At 63.8% G+C, this 16,593-nt stretch carries 17 protein-coding genes; 8 read left to right on the plus strand and 9 right to left on the minus strand.

What is annotated here, in order from left to right; genetic code table 11:
- Positions 1–111 precede the first annotated feature (111 nt).
- Positions 112–864: a serine O-acetyltransferase gene (cysE, locus tag ACP92_RS09260; RefSeq protein ID WP_013233866.1), complete on the plus strand. Its 753-nt coding sequence runs from the start codon at positions 112–114 to the stop codon at positions 862–864.
- Positions 865–919: 55 nt separating this feature from the next.
- Here cysE and ACP92_RS09265 read toward each other — a convergent pair whose 3' ends face one another.
- From ACP92_RS09265 to ACP92_RS09285, 5 genes are all read right to left on the minus strand, one after another.
- Positions 920–1,711: a UDP-2,3-diacylglucosamine diphosphatase gene (locus tag ACP92_RS09265; protein WP_013233867.1), complete on the minus strand. Its 792-nt coding sequence runs from the start codon at positions 1,709–1,711 to the stop codon at positions 920–922.
- Positions 1,712–1,741: 30 nt separating this feature from the next.
- Entirely contained in the window at positions 1,742–2,230 is a 489-nt protein-coding gene (locus tag ACP92_RS09270; protein WP_013233868.1) for a peptidylprolyl isomerase, read from the minus strand.
- A 129-nt stretch (positions 2,231–2,359) separates the two neighbouring features.
- Positions 2,360–2,929 carry a peptidylprolyl isomerase gene (locus ACP92_RS09275; RefSeq protein WP_013233869.1) on the minus strand — a complete coding sequence of 190 codons (570 nt, stop codon included), beginning with the start codon at positions 2,927–2,929 and terminating at the stop codon, positions 2,360–2,362.
- On the minus strand, positions 2,926–4,143 hold the full coding sequence (locus tag ACP92_RS09280; protein WP_085943896.1) for a L,D-transpeptidase family protein: 1,218 nt from the start codon (positions 4,141–4,143) through the stop codon (positions 2,926–2,928). The genes ACP92_RS09275 and ACP92_RS09280 overlap by 4 nt, the downstream gene beginning before the upstream one ends.
- A gap of 36 nt (positions 4,144–4,179) precedes the next feature.
- Positions 4,180–5,739 carry a nuclear transport factor 2 family protein gene (locus tag ACP92_RS09285; protein ID WP_048348526.1) on the minus strand — a complete coding sequence of 520 codons (1,560 nt, stop codon included), beginning with the start codon at positions 5,737–5,739 and terminating at the stop codon, positions 4,180–4,182.
- Between the two features lie 232 nt (positions 5,740–5,971).
- Between ACP92_RS09285 and cysS the strand changes: the two genes are divergently transcribed.
- The 4 genes from cysS (at position 5,972) to tilS (ending at position 10,663) form a co-directional block, all read left to right on the plus strand.
- Positions 5,972–7,363 carry a cysteine--tRNA ligase gene (gene cysS / locus ACP92_RS09290; RefSeq protein WP_013233872.1) on the plus strand — a complete coding sequence of 464 codons (1,392 nt, stop codon included), beginning with the start codon at positions 5,972–5,974 and terminating at the stop codon, positions 7,361–7,363.
- 1 nt (position 7,364) lies between these two features.
- Positions 7,365–8,024, plus strand: a complete 660-nt coding sequence (locus tag ACP92_RS09295; protein WP_013233873.1) for a DNA-3-methyladenine glycosylase family protein — start codon at positions 7,365–7,367, stop codon at positions 8,022–8,024.
- Between the two features lie 160 nt (positions 8,025–8,184).
- The gene (locus tag ACP92_RS09300) at positions 8,185–9,165 is read left to right on the plus strand and encodes an acetyl-CoA carboxylase carboxyltransferase subunit alpha (protein ID WP_013233874.1); all 981 of its coding nucleotides are present in this window, start codon (positions 8,185–8,187) and stop codon (positions 9,163–9,165) included.
- A gap of 79 nt (positions 9,166–9,244) precedes the next feature.
- A complete protein-coding gene (gene tilS, locus ACP92_RS09305; RefSeq protein ID WP_041310518.1) occupies positions 9,245–10,663 on the plus strand; it encodes a tRNA lysidine(34) synthetase TilS in 1,419 nt (472 codons plus the stop codon).
- Positions 10,664–10,983: 320 nt separating this feature from the next.
- Here the strand turns inward: tilS and ACP92_RS09310 are convergent, their stop codons facing one another.
- Positions 10,984–11,271, minus strand: a complete 288-nt coding sequence (locus ACP92_RS09310; RefSeq protein ID WP_013233876.1) for a hypothetical protein — start codon at positions 11,269–11,271, stop codon at positions 10,984–10,986.
- Between the two features lie 100 nt (positions 11,272–11,371).
- Positions 11,372–11,677, minus strand: a complete 306-nt coding sequence (locus ACP92_RS09315; RefSeq protein ID WP_013233877.1) for a hypothetical protein — start codon at positions 11,675–11,677, stop codon at positions 11,372–11,374.
- 260 nt (positions 11,678–11,937) lie between these two features.
- Between ACP92_RS09315 and ACP92_RS09320 the strand changes: the two genes are divergently transcribed.
- Positions 11,938–12,597 carry a LysE family transporter gene (locus tag ACP92_RS09320; RefSeq protein ID WP_013233878.1) on the plus strand — a complete coding sequence of 220 codons (660 nt, stop codon included), beginning with the start codon at positions 11,938–11,940 and terminating at the stop codon, positions 12,595–12,597.
- A 72-nt stretch (positions 12,598–12,669) separates the two neighbouring features.
- Here ACP92_RS09320 and ACP92_RS09325 read toward each other — a convergent pair whose 3' ends face one another.
- Together ACP92_RS09325 and ACP92_RS09330 are read right to left on the minus strand one after the other, a co-directional pair.
- Positions 12,670–12,969 (minus strand): PsiF family protein, encoded by a 300-nt coding sequence (locus tag ACP92_RS09325; RefSeq protein WP_013233879.1) that lies wholly within the window; start codon positions 12,967–12,969, stop codon positions 12,670–12,672.
- A gap of 84 nt (positions 12,970–13,053) precedes the next feature.
- Positions 13,054–13,452: a lysozyme inhibitor LprI family protein gene (locus ACP92_RS09330; RefSeq protein WP_013233880.1), complete on the minus strand. Its 399-nt coding sequence runs from the start codon at positions 13,450–13,452 to the stop codon at positions 13,054–13,056.
- A gap of 165 nt (positions 13,453–13,617) precedes the next feature.
- Here ACP92_RS09330 and ACP92_RS09335 point away from each other — a divergent pair, with 165 nt between their 5' ends.
- Both ACP92_RS09335 and ACP92_RS09340 read left to right on the plus strand, forming a co-directional pair.
- A complete protein-coding gene (locus tag ACP92_RS09335) occupies positions 13,618–13,968 on the plus strand; it encodes a hypothetical protein (protein ID WP_041310520.1) in 351 nt (116 codons plus the stop codon).
- Positions 13,969–14,053: 85 nt separating this feature from the next.
- Positions 14,054–16,552 (plus strand): ABC transporter permease, encoded by a 2,499-nt coding sequence (locus ACP92_RS09340; protein WP_013233881.1) that lies wholly within the window; start codon positions 14,054–14,056, stop codon positions 16,550–16,552.
- Positions 16,553–16,593: the final 41 nt, after the last annotated feature.

Below are 16,593 nucleotides of genomic sequence, written 5' to 3' on the forward strand. Positions count from 1 at the left end.
CGCATGACAGCATCGCCGGACTGCGTGTCCGGCGATTTTTTTTGTCATCCCACTTTTTCTTTTATTCTTTTTATTCCTTTTATTCTTTTTATATCGTTCAGGGAAGTCATCATGTTCAGCCGACTCAGAGAAGACATCGCCAGCATCCGTGCGCGGGACCCCGCCGCACGCAACAGCTGGGAGGTGCTGACCTGTTATCCCGGCCTGCATGCGCTGATCCTGCATCGCTGGGCCAAGGCCTGCTGGCAGGCGCAACTGAAATGGCTGGGCCGTTTCATCTCGCAACTGGGTCGCATGCTCACCGGCATCGAGATCCATCCGGGCGCCACCATAGGGCGGCGCGTGTTCATCGATCACGGCATGGGCGTGGTGATCGGCGAGACCGCCATCGTGGGGGACGATAGCACCATCTACCAGGGCGTGACGTTGGGCGGCACATCGCTGGTCAAGGGCGCCAAGCGCCATCCTACGCTGGGCCGTGGCGTCATCATCGGCGCCGGCGCCAAGGTGCTGGGCGGCTTTACTGTCGGTGATGGGGCCAAGGTCGGTTCCAATGCCGTGGTGACCAAGGAAGTGCCGGCTGGAACGACAGCGGTGGGTAACCCGGCGCGCATCATCGAACGCAACACCGTCTCGGCAGAGCCTGATCAGGCGGCTGCGCGGCTGTTTGCGGCCTATGGCGTGATGCCCAACGGCGATGATCCGCTGTCGAAGGCCTTGCACGGGCTCATCAACCAGGTGGCGGCGCAGGAGCAGCAGCTCCAGGTGATGCTGGCCGCCTTGCAGGGAGCGGGGATAGGGTGTCGACGCCTGGAAGAGGCCGGACAATTCGACGCCGCGCAGCTGAACCGGCTGGTCGACTGAGGAGGAGGGGCGCAGCCGGTATCAGACCGGCTGCGTGGTTCGTCTTGGCTTTCGCTCAGGCGATCTCGTCGCCGTTCACATCATGCCGGTGCAGCGCGCCATCGGCCGTCAGGCTGATCCAGCCGCCACGCGGCGTTTCCACGTCGTATTCCCAATCCGGCAGGACATAACGCAGTTTCCCGGCCGGCCCTTCGCCCAGGCGATGCAGGGCAGGGCGATGCGTATGGCCGTGGATCAGTGTATCGGTCCCGGTCTGCGCAAAGAGAGTGTCGATGGCGCCAGCGTTGACATCCATGATCGCCATTTCCTTGCTCTGGTTGGCGTCCTGGCTGTTCTTGCGGATGCCCTCGATGATGGCCTTGCGCTGCGCCAGCGGCATGGCCAGGAACTGCTGCTGGTAGGCCGGCTGGCGTACCTGGGCGCGGAAGGCCATGTAGGCATGGTCATCGGTACACTGGGCGTCGCCATGGGCCAGCGTCAGCCTGCGGCCAGCGGCGGTGATGACGTGCGGGTCCTGCAGCAGCGTCAGGCCGGCGGCGTCGGCAAAGGCCTGGCCGACCAGGAAGTCGCGGTTGCCGGCCATCCAGTACAGTTGCACGCCCTGAGCCTGCAGCGCTTTGAGCGCATCGGCAATGAACTGGTTGTAGGGGGTGGCCAGGTCGTCGTCGCCGGCCCAGTATTCGAAGATGTCACCCAGCAGGTACAACTGCTGCGTCTGCGCTGCATGGCTCTGCAGGAAGGCCAGGAAGGCGGCCGTGGTGCGCGGCAGGCTGGCCTGCAAATGGAGGTCGGAAACAAAAAGCGCAACCGTCGGTTGCGCTTTCTGCATGAACTGGAAATCAGTCATGGTCGATGAAGTCAGCGGTCAAGGCCGGGCTCAGACCACTTCTGCCTTCTCGATCACCACGTCTTCCGCCGGCACGTCGGCGAACATGCCGGCGCGGGTGGTCTTCACACCCTTGATCTTGTCGACCACTTCAGTGCCTTCGACGACCTTGCCGAAGACGCAGTAGCCCCAGCCATCCTGGCCCGGGTAGTCCAGGAAGCTGTTGTTCTTGACGTTGATGAAGAACTGCGCCGAGGCCGAGTGCGGAGCGGCGGTGCGGGCCATGGCCAGGGTGTAGGGCTCGTTCTTCAAGCCATTCTTGGCTTCGTTCTCGATCGGCTCGCGGGTTTCCTTCTGCTTCATGCCGGGTTCGAAACCGCCGCCCTGGATCATGAAACCGTCGATGACGCGGTGGAAGATGGTGCCGTTGTAGTGGCCGGCGTTGACGTAGGCCAGGAAGTTTTCAACGGTCTTGGGCGCCTTTTCCGCATCCAGTTCGATCTTGATGGTGCCGTGGTTGGTGGTGAGCAGAACTGCCATGATGAATCCTTTGCTGATGTAGGGGAAATAAAAAACCGGCGGGCGACATGGGCCCGCCTTGTGATACCTCTGGTACCTCTGATGCCTTCGATACCGCCGAGGCCGCCGAGGTCGGTAGCGCCGGCTGGCTTACTTGACCAGGGTGGCCGATTCGATCACCACCGGGGTGCTCGGGACATCGCCGGCGCCGGTGCGCACCTGCTTGATCTTGTCGACTACCTCAGTGCCGGCCACGACCTTGCCGAACACGGCGTAACCCCAACCATCCTGGCCCGGATAATCCAGGAAGCGGTTGTTGGCGACATTGATGAAGAATTGCGCGGTCGCCGAATGCGGGGCCGAGGTGCGCGCCATGGCGATAGTATAAACCTCGTTCTTCAAGCCGTTATTGGCCTCGTTCTTGATCGGCGCATCGGTGGGCTTTTCGCGCAGGTTCTGGTCCATGCCGCCGCCCTGGATCATGAAGCCATTGATGACGCGATGGAAGACGGTGCCGTTGTACTGGCCCTTCTTGACGTACTTGAGGAAGTTCTCCACCGAGACCGGCGCCTTTTCGGGGTTCAGCTCGACGGTGATATCGCCCATGCTGGTCTTGAGCAGCACGCGCGGGGCGTCAGCAGCCAGCGCCGGGACGGCCAGCGCAGTAGACAGGGACAATGCTGCGGCCATGCGCAGCAGGTGACGACGGGAGAGGATCATGCGTTGCCTTCGTAAATGATTTTCCATTGCGAACCTTCACGCACCCAGTATTGGCGCTTGCGGATCGCGTTCTTGCTCTTGCCGACAGCACTTTCCTGGGTGAAAGTGCTGACGATCATGTCTTCCGGTGTGCCCGGGTAGCGGAACAGGCTGACATCGCGCAGTTTGACACTGGTATAGCGCGCGCCGTTCAGGCTCTTCTGCTGGCGACCGAACCAGGTGGCCAGGCTTTCGCCCTGGGCCGAGCGGAATTCGGGGGAATAATACGACAACACCTTCTCGGGGTCGGCGTTTTCCAGCGACTGGCCCCATTGTTCCAGGATGGCCGAGGCGGCGTCGCGCTGGCGCGCCCATTCGTTCTTGTCCACGAACTGCACATGCTGGCTGATCACCACCACCGTCTTGCCGACCTCGGCGGTGGAGTACAGGCTCTGCAGGTCCGGGTTGGCCAGTACCACGCAGCCGTCCGAAGACAGGGGCGGGCGGCTGAAGTTGTCCGAGGGCGTGCCGTGCAGCCAGATGCCATAGCCGCTGCGGCCATTGCGCTTGTCCCATTCGTTCGGATAGGACAGGGGCAGCGCGCCCGTGCCATAGAAATCAGGCAGCTTGGGGCCGGGAATACGGTTGTTGACGTAGTACACGCCAATAGGCGTGCGCTGGTCGCCGGACTTGGACTTGTTGGCGCCGAAGCGGCCCTGGGAAATGTAGAAGTCGGTCTGGAATTTCAGCTCGCCGCCCTGGTTCTCGTAGACGTACATGCGCGAGCGCGTGGTGTCGACCACCAGCACGTTCTTCTGGTCTTCGCCCACTTGCAGCACGGCCTTGGGGATCAGGTTGGGGTCGGGCTTTTCCTGCAGGGAGCGGATGCGCACCATGGCTTCATCGCGCAATTCCTTGAGCTTGTCGGCGGGGCCGTCAGCCATCGCGCCGAAATTGCGCACCGGCCGAGCATGCATCAAGAGCAGGTCGCCACGCACCAGATGGCCCAGTCGGAAGGTCGGGTAGGCCGCCACCAGGGCGTCGGCCTTGGCCTGGGCTTCGCGCAGGCGGTTGGCGCCCAGGTCCTTGTAGATGTCGATCAACAGGGCTTCCGGGTCCGGCTTGGCTACGGGCGCACCGGCCGGGGCGCTCTGGGGCGGAATGGAAGACGAGGAAGCGACGCTGCCCACCGAAGGCAGACCCGCCAGACACAACATCAGCAGGCGTCCCAGCATGCGCGCGGGACGCCCTTGCAAAGCGCTAGCCACCAATTACCCTCCCGATCGTTCCTGTTTGATCAGCCATCGATTGCCCTGTTTTACGAAGATCAGGGTCTTGCGGCTGTCTACCGTTAGTCGATCCGAATTATATATCTGGCGATAACGCACGGTGGCGGTGTTGCCATTGATGCTCACCGTGGCATTGCTGACCTTGACACTGATGCGACCCTTGTCTTCGATACGGGCGCGGCGCTCTTCGGCCCATTCCTTGCGGGAGGCGCCCTTGGGGGTGTCGAAGTCGCTGGCGTAGTGGCCCAGGTAGCCACGCACATCCTTGTCGCTCCAGGCCTTGGCCCAGCCATTCAAGGCAGCCAGCACGGCCGTCTTGTCCTGCTCGGCGCTGGCTTGCTCCTTGGCCTTTTCCTTGTCGGCGCGGGCCTTGTCCGCCTTGGCCTTTTCGGCCGCGGCCAGCTTGTCGGCTTTGGCCTTCTCTGCGGCGGCCAGCTTGTCGGCCTTGGCCTTGTCGGCGGCAGCCTGGGCGGCCTTTTCCTTCTCGGCGCGGGCGGCCTGCTCGCGGGCCAGCTTCTCGGCCTGTTCCTTGTCCTTCTGGGCTAGCAGTTCCTTCTGCTTCTGCTCGGCGGCGGCCTTCTCGGCAGCCGCCTTTTGCGCACGCGCCTGTTCGGCTGCGAGCTGCTCGGCGCGCGCCTTCTCGGCCCGGGCCTTCTCGGCGGCAGCCTTGTCTGCAGCGGCTTTTTCGGCCGCTGCCTTGTCGGCTGCAGCCTTGTCGGCTGCAGCCTTGTCGGCGGCGGCTTTCTCCGCTGCAGCCTTGTCGGCAGCGGCCTTTTCCTTCTCGCTGGTGGCCTTGGAGATGGCGTTCTTCTCGGCCTCGGCCTTGTCGGCAGCGGCCTGCTGGGCCAGCTTTTCGGCTGCCAGGGCCTTGGCGCGCTGCTGCTGTTCGGCGGCGCTGGCTTCGGCCTTGGCCTTGGCTTCGCGCTGGGCGGCCGCTGCCGAGGCCAGGCGCGGCACGGTGCCACCGGTGGTGTTGCCGTTGAGCGAACGCAGCAGCGTCAGCTTGGGTTGCGGCACATTGGCGCCCGGGTCGATCTGCAAGGCCTTGTCATAGGCCTGGCTGGCCAGCTTGGCGTAGACGTCGCCCAGGTTTTCCAGCGCGGTGGCATAGGTCGGGTTGGTGCGCATGGCCATGTCCAGCGCCGCCCGGGCCTTGTCGTACTGGCCATCGGCCGCGTACAGCACGGCCAGGTTGTTGTAGGGCTCGGGCAGGTCAGGGAAATCTTCGGTCAGCTTGGTGAATACCGCGATGGCCTCGGCAGAACGGTTTTGTTCTGCTAAGATCAGGCCCTTCGTGAAACGCAGTTGCGCATCGCGCGGGTGTTTCGCCAGCACGGCATCGGTCTTGGTCAGCGCTTCGGCATATTGTCCGGCCCGCATCAGCTTGTTGATGTCAGACATTTCACTGGCATGCGCGAGGCTGGCGGGCGCCGCGAAGAGGGCGGCCACCAGGCTGGACATCACTGCCGTCTTATGGGCAGTTTTGCTGATCAGATCGCGCAAACCATGAATGGGTGTCTGTTCTTGTGATTCTGGGGCCATGGTTTTATCGATGCTATACTCGAAGAGATTCGAAGAAAGCTGGCATTTTATATCAAACAAGTAAGACCAAAAGAGGTTTGGCGACCGTGACCCGTTCATGTTGCAACTGCTGCTAGAACAATGATCCCCAGGCAGGGGTGTTTCGGCGCGCGGGCTTTCGCGGCGCGAACCCCACGCACAATGCATGAACCAGGCGCCTTCTGCGGCGTCGCCAGATCCATAATCCCATCCCATGAGCGAGCTCAAGATTTACAACACGCTAGCGCGCGATAAGCAGACCTTTTCTCCGATCGAACCCGGCAAGGTACGCTTGTACGTGTGCGGCATGACCGTCTATGACTATTGCCATATTGGCCATGCTCGCGTGCTGGTGGTATTCGACATGGTGCAGCGCTGGCTGCGCGCCTCCGGTTACGAGGTGACCTATGTGCGCAATATCACCGACATCGATGACAAGATCATCAAGCGCGCCGTGGAAAACGGCGAGACCATCGCCCAATTGACCAATCGCTTCATCGATGCCATGAACGAGGATGCCGCCGCCCTGGGCGTGCAGCGTCCCGACCATGAGCCGCGCGCCACCCAATACGTGCCGCAGATGCTGGACCTGATCGGCAAGCTGGAAAAGAACGGCCTGGCCTACAAGGCCAGCGATGGCGACGTCAATTATTCGGTGCGCGATTTCCCTGGCTACGGCAAGCTCTCCGGCAAGTCGCTGGACGACCTGCGCGCCGGCGAGCGCGTCGATGTCAACACCGGCAAGCGCGATCCGCTGGACTTCGTACTCTGGAAAGCGGCCAAGCCGGCGGAACCGGACGAGGCCAAGTGGGATTCGCCCTGGGGCTGTGGCCGTCCGGGCTGGCACATCGAGTGCTCGGCCATGTCCAGCGACCTGCTGGGGGACCACTTCGACATCCACGGCGGCGGCCAGGACCTGCAGTTCCCGCACCACGAAAACGAGATCGCCCAGTCCGAAGGCGCGCACCAGCACACCTTCGTGAACTACTGGATGCACAACGGCTTCGTGCGCATCGACAATGAGAAGATGTCCAAGTCCCTGGGCAATTTCTTCACCATCCGCGATGTGCTCAAGAAGTATGACCCGGAAGTGCTGCGCTTCTTCATCCTGCGCGCCCACTACCGCAGTCCGCTCAATTATTCCGATGCGCACCTGGACGACGCCCGCCAGGCGCTGACCCGCCTGTACACGGCCTTGAAGGACGTGCCGCCGCAAGCCGGCGGCCTGGTGGCCGACGAGGCCCACGCCGTGCGCCTGGCCGATGCGCTCAATGATGACTTCAATACGCCGGTGGCCATCGCGGTGCTGTTCGAACTGGCCAATGAGGTCAACCGCAGCCGTTCACCCGTGCAGGCGCGCCAGTTGAAGGCGCTGGCCGGCATCCTGGGCCTGTTGCAGCGTGAGCCGGGCGAGTACCTCAAGGGCGGCGTGGCGGCTGCGGAGGGCCTGGGCGAAGCCGAGATCGAGGCCTTGATCGCTGCCCGCAAGGCCGCCAAGGCCGGCAAGAACTTTGCCGAAGCCGACCGCATCCGGGCCGAACTGACCGAGGCCGGCATCATCCTGGAAGACAAGCCGGGTGGGCTGACCGAATGGCGGAGAGCGTGATTTGAATACCAACCGAAAAGCCAGCGACGTCGATCCCAGCCTGATCGTGCCGGCCTACTGGGAAGAGGCCAAGGCCGAGCTGATGAAGCGCGACCGCATCATGCGCAAGATCATCCCGCAGTTCGGGGACCTGCAACTGACGGTGCGCGGCGACGCCTTCACCACGCTGGCGCGTTCGGTGATCGGCCAGCAGATCTCGACCAAGGCCGCCAATGCGGTCTGGCAGCGTTTCCTGGAAGCCTGCCCGCGCTGCACACCCGGCCAGGTGATCCGCACCGGTCCGGAAGGGCTGGCCGGCTGCGGCCTGTCCAAGCGCAAGGCCGAATACATCCTCGACCTGGCCGCACACTTCAAGGCCAAGACCGTGCATCCCGACAAATGGGCGGAGATGGAAGACGAAGCCGTCATTGCCGAGATGATCCAGATCCGTGGCATTGGCCGCTGGACAGCCGAGATGTTTTTGATATTTAATCTGCTGCGCCCCAATGTGCTGCCGCTGGATGACCTGGGATTGCTCAAAGGCATCAGCATCAGCTACTTCTCGGGCGAGCCCGTCTCGCGCAGCGATGCGCGGGAAGTCGCCGCGAACTGGGAACCGTGGCGCACCGTGGCGACCTGGTATCTGTGGCGCAGCCTGGACCCGCTGCCCTCCGATTATTGATCCAAGGGGAAGAGGGCGCAGGCACTGCTGGTGTATACTCCCGTCCTCGCAAGAATTGAAGGCAAACCGATACATCCGGGATCATCGCGCCGCAACCCGCACCGGGCCGGCATTTTCACCGATCCTCGCCGCATGATCGGACTTGTTGAAAAGGAACACAATGACTAAATCGACAACGACTTTTCTGGGCTTCGAGCAGGCCATCGCCGAGCTGGACGCCAAGATCGAAGAGTTGCGTTTCGTACAGGACGACTCGGCCGTTGACATCTCCGAAGAGATCGAACGCCTGGTCAAGAAAAGCCAGCAACTGACCAAGGACATCTACGCCAAGCTCACCCCTTGGCAGGTCTCCCAGATCGCCCGCCATCCGCAACGTCCGTACACCATGGACTACGTGCGCGAGATCTTCACCGACTTCCACGAACTGCACGGCGACCGCACCTTTGCCGACGACCAGTCCATCGTCGGCGGTCTGGCCCGCTTCAACGGCCAGGCCTGCATGGTGATCGGCCACCAGAAGGGGCGCGACACCAAGGAACGCGCCATGCGCAACTTCGGCATGCCCAAGCCGGAAGGCTACCGCAAGGCCATGCGCCTGATGAAGGTGGCAGAGAAGTTCGGTTTGCCTATCTTTACCTTTGTCGACACCCCGGGCGCATTCCCCGGCATCGACGCCGAAGAGCGCGGCCAGTCCGAAGCCATCGGCCACAACCTGTACGTGATGGCTGAACTGAAGGTGCCGCTGATCGCCACCATCATCGGTGAAGGCGGTTCCGGCGGCGCGCTGGCCATCGCCGTAGGCGACTCGGTGCTGATGCTGCAATACGCCACCTACTCGGTGATCTCGCCGGAAGGCTGCGCTTCCATCCTGTGGAAGACCGCCGACCGCGCCGCCGACGCGGCCGAAGCCCTGGGCCTGACCGCCCATCGCTTGAAGGCCATCGGCCTGATCGACAAGATCGTCAACGAACCGCTGGGCGGCGCCCATCGTGATCCCAAGCAGATGGCCGGTTTGCTCAAGCGCGCGCTGTCGGATTCGCTGCGCCAGTTCCAGGGCATGAAGACCAAGGACCTGCTGGCCGCACGTCACGAAAAGCTGATGGCCTATGGCAAGTTCAAGGAATTGAATTCGGCGGAATAATCTTCCCCGCTTGCTTTGTCCGCCCAGGCGCCAGCGATTGCTTCGCTGGCGTTTGTCTTTTCCGGCTCTGATTTCTTCCATGTCCGCTCATCCTCGTCACGCTCGCCACACCACCCTTGTCCTCTTGCAGCAGGCGCTGCAGGACAGCCTGTCCGCGAGCGGCTTTGACGCCGCCCACGACACGCTGGCCGTGGCCTACAGCGGCGGGCTCGATTCCACCGTGCTGCTGTGGGTAGCGGCGCAATGGGCGCGTGAGAATGGCGGCACTAGCAGGCTGGCGCCGCTGCATGTGCATCATGGCCTCAGTCCCCATGCCGATGCCTGGCTGGCCCATGCCCAGGCTTGTTGCGCGCAGCTGGGGCTGGTCTTGCAGTCCGAGCGTGTGCAGCTGGAAGGGGTGGCCGACAGCGGCGTCGAAGAAGCGGCGCGGCTGGCCCGCTATGCGGCGCTGGGCCGCCTGTGCCGCCAGCAGGGTGCGCGGGTGCTGCTGACGGCCCATCACCTGGATGACCAGGCCGAGACGGTGCTGTTGCAACTGCTGCGCGGCAGCGGCCTGGCCGGCCTGTCCGGCATGGACCGTTGCAATACCGCCCCGGCCTTGCTGGGCGACGATCGATTGCTGATGGCGCGGCCTTTCCTGGGCGTGACCCGGGCGCAGCTGGAGGCGGTGGCCGATGCGATGTCGCTGAAGTGGATCGAGGACGAGTCCAACAGCGATCCGCGCTATACCCGCAACGCCTTGCGCCATCAGGTCATGCCAGCGCTGGGCCAGGTCTTCCCCGGCTATCAGCAGCGGCTGGCGCGCGCCGCCGGCCATGCCCAGGGCGCGCAGGAACTGCTGCGGGAAGTGGCCGAGCAGGATCTGGCGCACTGCCGTGAGGATGAGCACCTGCGCATGCCGCCTTTGCGCGAGCTCAGCGAACAGCGTTTCCTGAACCTGATGCGCCACTGGTTCGGCCTGCGCGGCATGCGCATGCCTTCGGCAGCGTGGATGCAGGAAATGCGCCATCAACTGCTGCAAGCCGATGTGGAGGCGCAATTGTGCGTCTCCCATCCTGATGGTGAAGTACATCGTTATCGCGAGCGCGTTTTCCTTGCGCCGCGCCGTATGCCGCCCGACGAGGGCGCAGTGGCCACGCTGCGTTGGGACGGTCAGGCGCAATGGCGCTTGCCGGCCTGGTACGGGACGCTGCACTTCGACCGTATCGGCGGCGATGACGCCCGCCCTGGTTTTGATCCCGCCTGGCTGCAGGGACAGTCCCTGCTGGCGTGCGGACGCAGCGGCGGAGAGCGCATCAGGCTGGCGGCCAATCGTCCGGCGCGCAGTCTCAAGCAGCAATACCAGAGTGCGGATGTGCCCGCCTGGGAGCGTCCTTACCTTCCGCTGGTCTGGGCGGGCGAGTCATTGCTCTTTGCGGCGGGGATAGGCATGGATTGCGGGCAGTTTGCGCCGTCCGCTACGGCGCAGCGAATTGCCTTGCGCTGGCAGCCCGATTGAAGGGCTCTGAGACGCACAGCGTGTTCATTCGGGATGCGGCACCGACCGTCGACCTGAGTAGCGGTGTAGCCGCGTATCGAAGGCACGCGCCGTCGGTGAGCCTTCGATACGGCCCTGTAAGGGCCTACTCAGGTCGAACGGTAGGATGTATGTGTCGTAGGTCGTAACGGTCGTGAAGTCATTCGCATGATGCCAGTCATCGATCATCGGAAATGATATAAAAAATATCGCCCCCGGACCTGATGGTGCGGAGGCGATATCCCTGTCATCCCTGACATGGGTGGGCGTTGCACACGCCCGGTCTTGCTCAGTGCCAGCGCTTACTTCTTGGCGCCGTCAGCGGCCGGCTTGGCTTCGGTGCCGGCGGCTTCCTTCTTTTCAGCCTTGGCTTCGCCCTTCTTTTCAGCCTTCTTGTGCTTGGCGTGATGCTTGGCCTTGGGTGCAGTCTCGGTCTTGGCGGCTTCTGCCTTGGCCGGTGCGGCGGCGGTCGCGGCCGCAGCCGCAGCCGGAGCCGCAGGGGTGGCGGGAGCCGCAGCGCCAGTCTGGGCGAACACGGGCAGGGTCAGTGCCGACAGCAGGGAAGCAACGATGATGGTCTTGGTTTTCATGATGGTGTCCTTTCGAAGACGGATGTCTGTAATGTCTGTGACGGTGTCAGTAATGAACCGAATGAATCTGATGAATCAGTAGTACGGTGTGCTGCCGGTCTTACTTGGTCTTGGCGGTGTCGGCGGCCGGCTTGGCGTCAGCGCCTGCGGCTTCCTTCTTTTCTGCCTTCTTCTCGGTCTTGCCTTCAGCCTTGGCTTCCGACTTCTTCTCGGACTTCTTGTGCTTGGCGTGATGTTCGGACTTGGCCTTGGGTGTCGCTTCGGTCTTGCCTGCTTCCGCCTTGGCCGGAGCGGCCGTGGTCGCAGCCGGCGCGGCAGCGGCAGGGGCGGTGGCGCCGCTCTGGGCAAACACCGGCAGGGCCAGCGCGGTCAGCAGGGAAGCGACGATGACGGATTTGGTTTTCATGGCAATTTCCTTTTGAAAGTGGTTATTACGCTCGGCGCTTGATTTTGCGTAATCGCTACATCGTTTCGTTGCGCCTTGCTTCCTATAACGACCCGGCGACGGGAAGGACGACGTCAAAGTGTTTCAATTCATCGTGGATTTGTAAGCATTCGTTGCTGGTGTCGGCGCGACCCGATTTGCCCCGATGTGTGAGGGGCTCAGCAGCGCGCGGGCTGCTTCTCTATAATGGTGGGCTTTCCTGTCTGCCCATCGAGATTCCCATGGATTATCAAACCTGGTTTGCCTTCTTCGCCGCTGCCTGCGTCATCGCCATCTCCCCCGGTTCGGGCGCGGTACTGTCGATGAGCCATGGCCTGAACTACGGCGTGCGCCGCACCAGCGCGACCATCCTCGGGCTGGAGATCGCGCTGGTGGTGATCCTCATCATCGCGGGTGCGGGCGTGGGTTCGCTGCTGGTGGCCTCGGAGACGGCCTTCAATGTCATCAAGGTGGCGGGGGCGCTCTATCTGATCTATCTGGGCTTTTCGCAATGGCGTGCGCGCGTGCCCAGCGAAGAGCAGGGCGAAGCGCTGGACGCGGCCAATGCTTCGGCGCGCGCCCATGCTCGCCAGACCTGGTGGCAGCGTTGCATGACCGGTTTTCTCACCAATGCCACCAATCCCAAGGGCATTGTCTTCATGGTGGCGGTGCTGCCGCAGTTCATCGACCACGATCGCCCGCTGTGGCTGCAACTGCTGGTGCTGGCGGTGACCATGGTGGCGGTGGACCTGGTGGTGATGCACGGCTATGCCTTTGCCGCCAGCCGCCTGCAGCGCTTCTTCCGCAGCCAGAAGGCGATCCGTGCGCAGAACCGCTTCTTCGGCGGCGTGCTCATGCTGGTGGGGGCAGGCCTGTTCTTCTTCAAGCGCACGCAGCACTGAAGTCGCTGCCCAATAAAAAACCCGCAAGCCAGTGACTTGCGGGTTTTTTCTTCCCGGTAGCCGGAAGGGGGATTACTTGTCCTTCTTCAGGCAGGACGACATGAAGGCCTTGCGTTCGTCGCCTTTCTTGCCCGCGGCGTCAGCATTGCACTGCTTCATCTTGTCCTGCTGGGTGGCTGGCTTGGGCGCGTCCTTCTTCAGGCAGGACGACATGAAGGCCTTGCGTTCGTCCCCTTTCTTGCCAGAGGCAGTGGCGTCGGCATTACACTGCTTCATCTTGTTCTGCTGGGCGTTTTCCGCCATGGCGGGGGAAGCCACCAGCAGCGGTGCGGCCAGTGCGAAAGTGGTCATGGCGAAGAGCAGTTTTTTCATTGGATTCTCCCAGGGCTGGTGGATGCGAGATGTCTATTAATTCAGACGAGCGCATTACAGCATGAAAGTTTGCCACTGACTAGCTTAGCGTACGCAGGCCACATCCCCTTCCTGGCAACCCGCCAGTGCCTTGAGCTCATCGGTGCGCTGGCGCGTCTTCTCGGCCAGGCAGGTCTGGCGCACCGTGGCGGCGACCGAGCCGCCGGCGCTGGCGGCGCTTTCGAAGCGGCAGGACAGGTCACGGTATTTCAGCCAGGCCAGTTGTACCTCGCGCAACTCGTTCTGGCGGGCGCGGTCGAGCTTGTCGCGGTAGGCCATGTAGGTGGCGTTGAGGTCGGCGTCGCTCTGGGTCAGGGTCTGCGAGGCGCAGGCATTCATCTCGGCCTGGGTGGCGGCCTTGGTGCAGTCGGCGGCCTGGGCGGCCTGACTGCCCAGGACCAGCAATGCGCCCAGCAGGGACAGGGAACGCAAGAGAGCTTTCATCTTTGGGAACTCCATGGGCGAGGACGAAGCCGCAGCGGGACCGCGTACCGTACTTCGTCGGGATAAAATCACATTTTGCGTGTCTTAGAAGAACGCGCAAGGCTGAGGTTCTCGGTCATTTGCAACAAGCCGTATCCGGCATGAGCCGAAAAAGGAGAGGTAGCGATGGGATTGAGCTGGTTGTCTGCCATCAAGTTGATTCCCTGGGGCGATGTGGTCCAGGCCACGCCGGGCATCGTCAGGGGCGCGCGCGAACTGTGGTCGCGCACCCGCAAGGCCAACACGGCGGCCCAGGCCCCGCAGGTCGCGCCTGCCGCCACCGATGCCGAACGGCTGGCCCAGCGTATCGGCCAGCTCGAGGCTGAGCAGCTGGAAGCCACCCAGCTCATCAACACCCTGGCCGAGCAGAACGCGCAACTGGTGGCTACCGTCGATGGCATGCGCCGCCGCCTGCGCATGCAGACGGCCTTCTGCGTGCTGCTGGCGGTGGGGCTGGCGGCGCTGTGGTGGCGCTAATGCATCCTGGACATCCTGGGGTGTCCTGAAGCGGCCTTGCTGATGTCGAGGCCGCCTTTTTCCATTCCATCACCTTACTTTCCGCATGTTCCAACAAGCACTGCGCATGACCTGGCGCGACTGGCGCACAGGTGAACTCCGTTTCCTGCTGATCGCGTTGATCGTGGCAGTGGCCTCGCTGTCCTCGGTCGGTTTCTTCGTCGATCGCATGCGCGCCGGCATGACCCGCGACGCCCACCAGTTGCTGGGCGCCGACCTGCTGGTGGCGGCAGACCAGCCCTTGCCGCCGCAATGGATGCAGCGGGCCGCCGCGCAGGGCCTGCAGCAGGCGCAGACCCAGGTCTTCCCGAGCATGGCGCAGGCCGGGGAGGGCGATGCGGCGCGCGCGGTGCTCGCGTCCATCAAGGCGGTCACGGCGGGCTATCCGCTGCGCGGCCAGCTCAGGCTGCAAACGGCGTCGGGCGCTGACCGTCCGGCTGAGGGCATCCCCCAGCCAGGCACGGTCTGGGTAGATCCGCAAATCCTCTCGCAACTGGATGTACGGGTGGGCGATACCCTCAAGCTCGGTGACCTGCCCCTGAAGATCGCGGCAGTCATCGCCGTAGAGCCGGATCGCGGCAGCGCCTTCGTCAACTTCGCCCCCCGCGTGATGCTGGGCGAGGCCGACCTGGCCGCCACCCATCTGGTGCAGGTCGGCTCGCGCGTGACCTATCGCCTGCTTCTCGCCGGGCCGGCGCCAGTCGTCAAGCAATTCCAGCAAGAGCTGGAACGGCAGATCGAGGCCGACAAGCTGCGCGGCGTACGCCTGGAATCGCTGGAAAACGGCCGCCCCGAGATGCGCGCCACGCTGGACCGCGCCGAGCAGTTCCTGTCCCTGGTGGGCCTGCTGTCGGCCATGCTGGCCGCGCTGGCCGTGGCGATGGCGGCGCGCCGCTTCATGCTGCGCCACCTGGACGCCTGCGCCATGCTGCGCTGTTTTGGCCTCACGCAGGCGCAGGTGACGCGGCTGTACCTGGGCGAATTCATGCTGGTCGGACTGGCGGCCAGCGTGCTGGGCATGCTCATCGGCTACGCCGCCCATTTCGCGCTGCTGCAATGGCTGGGCAATTTCATGCCGACCGCCTTGCCGCCTGCCGGCTGGCAGCCGGCCGTGCAGGGCGTGGCGGCCGGCCTGTTGCTGCTGCTGGGGTTTGCCCTGCCGCCCATCCTGCAATTGCGCAACGTGCCGCACAACCGCGTGATCCGCCGCGACCAGCTCACCCCGCAACCCTTGACGGTGGCCACCTACGGGCTGGGTACCCTGGTGTTCTCCGGCTTGCTGCTGTGGCAGGCGGGTGACCTGAAGCTGGGCCTGCTGACCATCGCCGGTTTCCTGGGCGGCTTTGGCCTGTTTGCGCTGGTGGCGTGGCTGTGCCTGCGGGCACTGCGCTCGCTGCGCGGCCTGGTGGATCGGCAGAGCTGGCGCTTTGCCATCGACGGCCTGCAACGCCGTCCTGCCGCTGCCGTGATGCAGGTGGTGGCGCTGGGACTGGGCCTCATGGCGCTGCTGTTGCTGACGGTCATTCGCGGCGATCTGGTGGGCGCCTGGCGTCAGGCCACGCCCGCCGATGCCCCCAACCGCTTCATCATCAACATCCAGCCCGACCAGCGCCAGGCCGTGGAACAGCTGCTGCGCCAGGGCGGGGTGGGAGATGTCGCGCTGTATCCGATGATCCGTGGCCGACTGGTGCAGATCAACGGGCGCGCCATCAGCGCCGCCGACTATGCCGAGGATCGCGCCAAGCGCCTGGTGGACCGTGAATTCAATCTCTCGACCCTGCGCGAGATCCCGCCCGGCAATGGCATCGTGGCGGGGCGCTGGTACGACGACCGCCAGCCGGAAGCCTCGGTCGAACGCGGTCTGGCCCAGACGCTGGGGATCAAGCTGGGTGACCGCCTGCAATTCGACATCGCCGGGCAACTGGTGGAAGCTCCGGTGACCAGCCTGCGCAAGCTGGAATGGGGCTCGCTGCGGGTGAATTTCTTCGTCATCCTCAACCCCACGCTGATGCGCGACACGCCGCAGAGCTGGATCACCGCCGTCCATCTGAACCCGCAGCAGGAAGCACTGGGCAACACCCTCACGCGTGACTATCCCAACCTCACCGTGGTCGATATCGGCAGCGTGCTGCGCCAGATCCAGGACGTGGTGGGGCAGGTGATCTCGGCGGTGGAATTCCTGTTCCTCTTCACGCTCTGCTCCGGCGTGCTGGTGCTGTATGCGGCGCTGGCGGGTTCGCAGGACGAGCGGGTGCGCGAGGCCGGACTGTTGCGCGCGCTCGGCGCCACCCGCGTGGAGCTGGCGCGCGCCCAGCGTATCGAGGTACTGCTGGTGGGCGCCTTGGCGGGGTTGCTGGCGGCCAGCGGTGCGGCCGCCATTGGCTGGGCGCTGGCGCACTATGTCTTCAATTTCGACTGGAGCTTCAGCCCGCTGGTATGGCTGGCCGGCATGAGCCTGGGTGCGGCCTGCTCGGCCCTGGGCGGTTGGGCCGGACTGCGCCATGTGCTGCGCCGTCCACCCTTGCAGACCCTGCGCGAGGGCTGATACGCGCCAGGTCAAATCGCCTGCATATCGCCGCCGGGCGG

Source organism: Herbaspirillum seropedicae (genome assembly GCF_001040945.1).
GTDB lineage: Bacteria > Pseudomonadota > Gammaproteobacteria > Burkholderiales > Burkholderiaceae_D > Herbaspirillum > Herbaspirillum seropedicae.

Coding starts and splice junctions, on each gene's coding strand:
- cysE (WP_013233866.1), top strand. CDS start 112: ATGTTCAGCCGACTCAGAGAAGACATCGCCAGCATCCGTGCGCGGGAC.
- ACP92_RS09265 (WP_013233867.1), bottom strand. CDS start 1,711: ATGACTGATTTCCAGTTCATGCAGAAAGCGCAACCGACGGTTGCGCTT.
- ACP92_RS09270 (WP_013233868.1), bottom strand. CDS start 2,230: ATGGCAGTTCTGCTCACCACCAACCACGGCACCATCAAGATCGAACTG.
- ACP92_RS09275 (WP_013233869.1), bottom strand. CDS start 2,929: ATGATCCTCTCCCGTCGTCACCTGCTGCGCATGGCCGCAGCATTGTCC.
- ACP92_RS09280 (WP_085943896.1), bottom strand. CDS start 4,143: ATGCTGGGACGCCTGCTGATGTTGTGTCTGGCGGGTCTGCCTTCGGTG.
- ACP92_RS09285 (WP_048348526.1), bottom strand. CDS start 5,739: ATGGCCCCAGAATCACAAGAACAGACACCCATTCATGGTTTGCGCGAT.
- cysS (WP_013233872.1), top strand. CDS start 5,972: ATGAGCGAGCTCAAGATTTACAACACGCTAGCGCGCGATAAGCAGACC.
- ACP92_RS09300 (WP_013233874.1), top strand. CDS start 8,185: ATGACTAAATCGACAACGACTTTTCTGGGCTTCGAGCAGGCCATCGCC.
- tilS (WP_041310518.1), top strand. CDS start 9,245: ATGTCCGCTCATCCTCGTCACGCTCGCCACACCACCCTTGTCCTCTTG.
- ACP92_RS09310 (WP_013233876.1), bottom strand. CDS start 11,271: ATGAAAACCAAGACCATCATCGTTGCTTCCCTGCTGTCGGCACTGACC.
- ACP92_RS09315 (WP_013233877.1), bottom strand. CDS start 11,677: ATGAAAACCAAATCCGTCATCGTCGCTTCCCTGCTGACCGCGCTGGCC.
- ACP92_RS09320 (WP_013233878.1), top strand. CDS start 11,938: ATGGATTATCAAACCTGGTTTGCCTTCTTCGCCGCTGCCTGCGTCATC.
- ACP92_RS09325 (WP_013233879.1), bottom strand. CDS start 12,969: ATGAAAAAACTGCTCTTCGCCATGACCACTTTCGCACTGGCCGCACCG.
- ACP92_RS09330 (WP_013233880.1), bottom strand. CDS start 13,452: ATGAAAGCTCTCTTGCGTTCCCTGTCCCTGCTGGGCGCATTGCTGGTC.
- ACP92_RS09335 (WP_041310520.1), top strand. CDS start 13,618: ATGGGATTGAGCTGGTTGTCTGCCATCAAGTTGATTCCCTGGGGCGAT.
- ACP92_RS09340 (WP_013233881.1), top strand. CDS start 14,054: ATGTTCCAACAAGCACTGCGCATGACCTGGCGCGACTGGCGCACAGGT.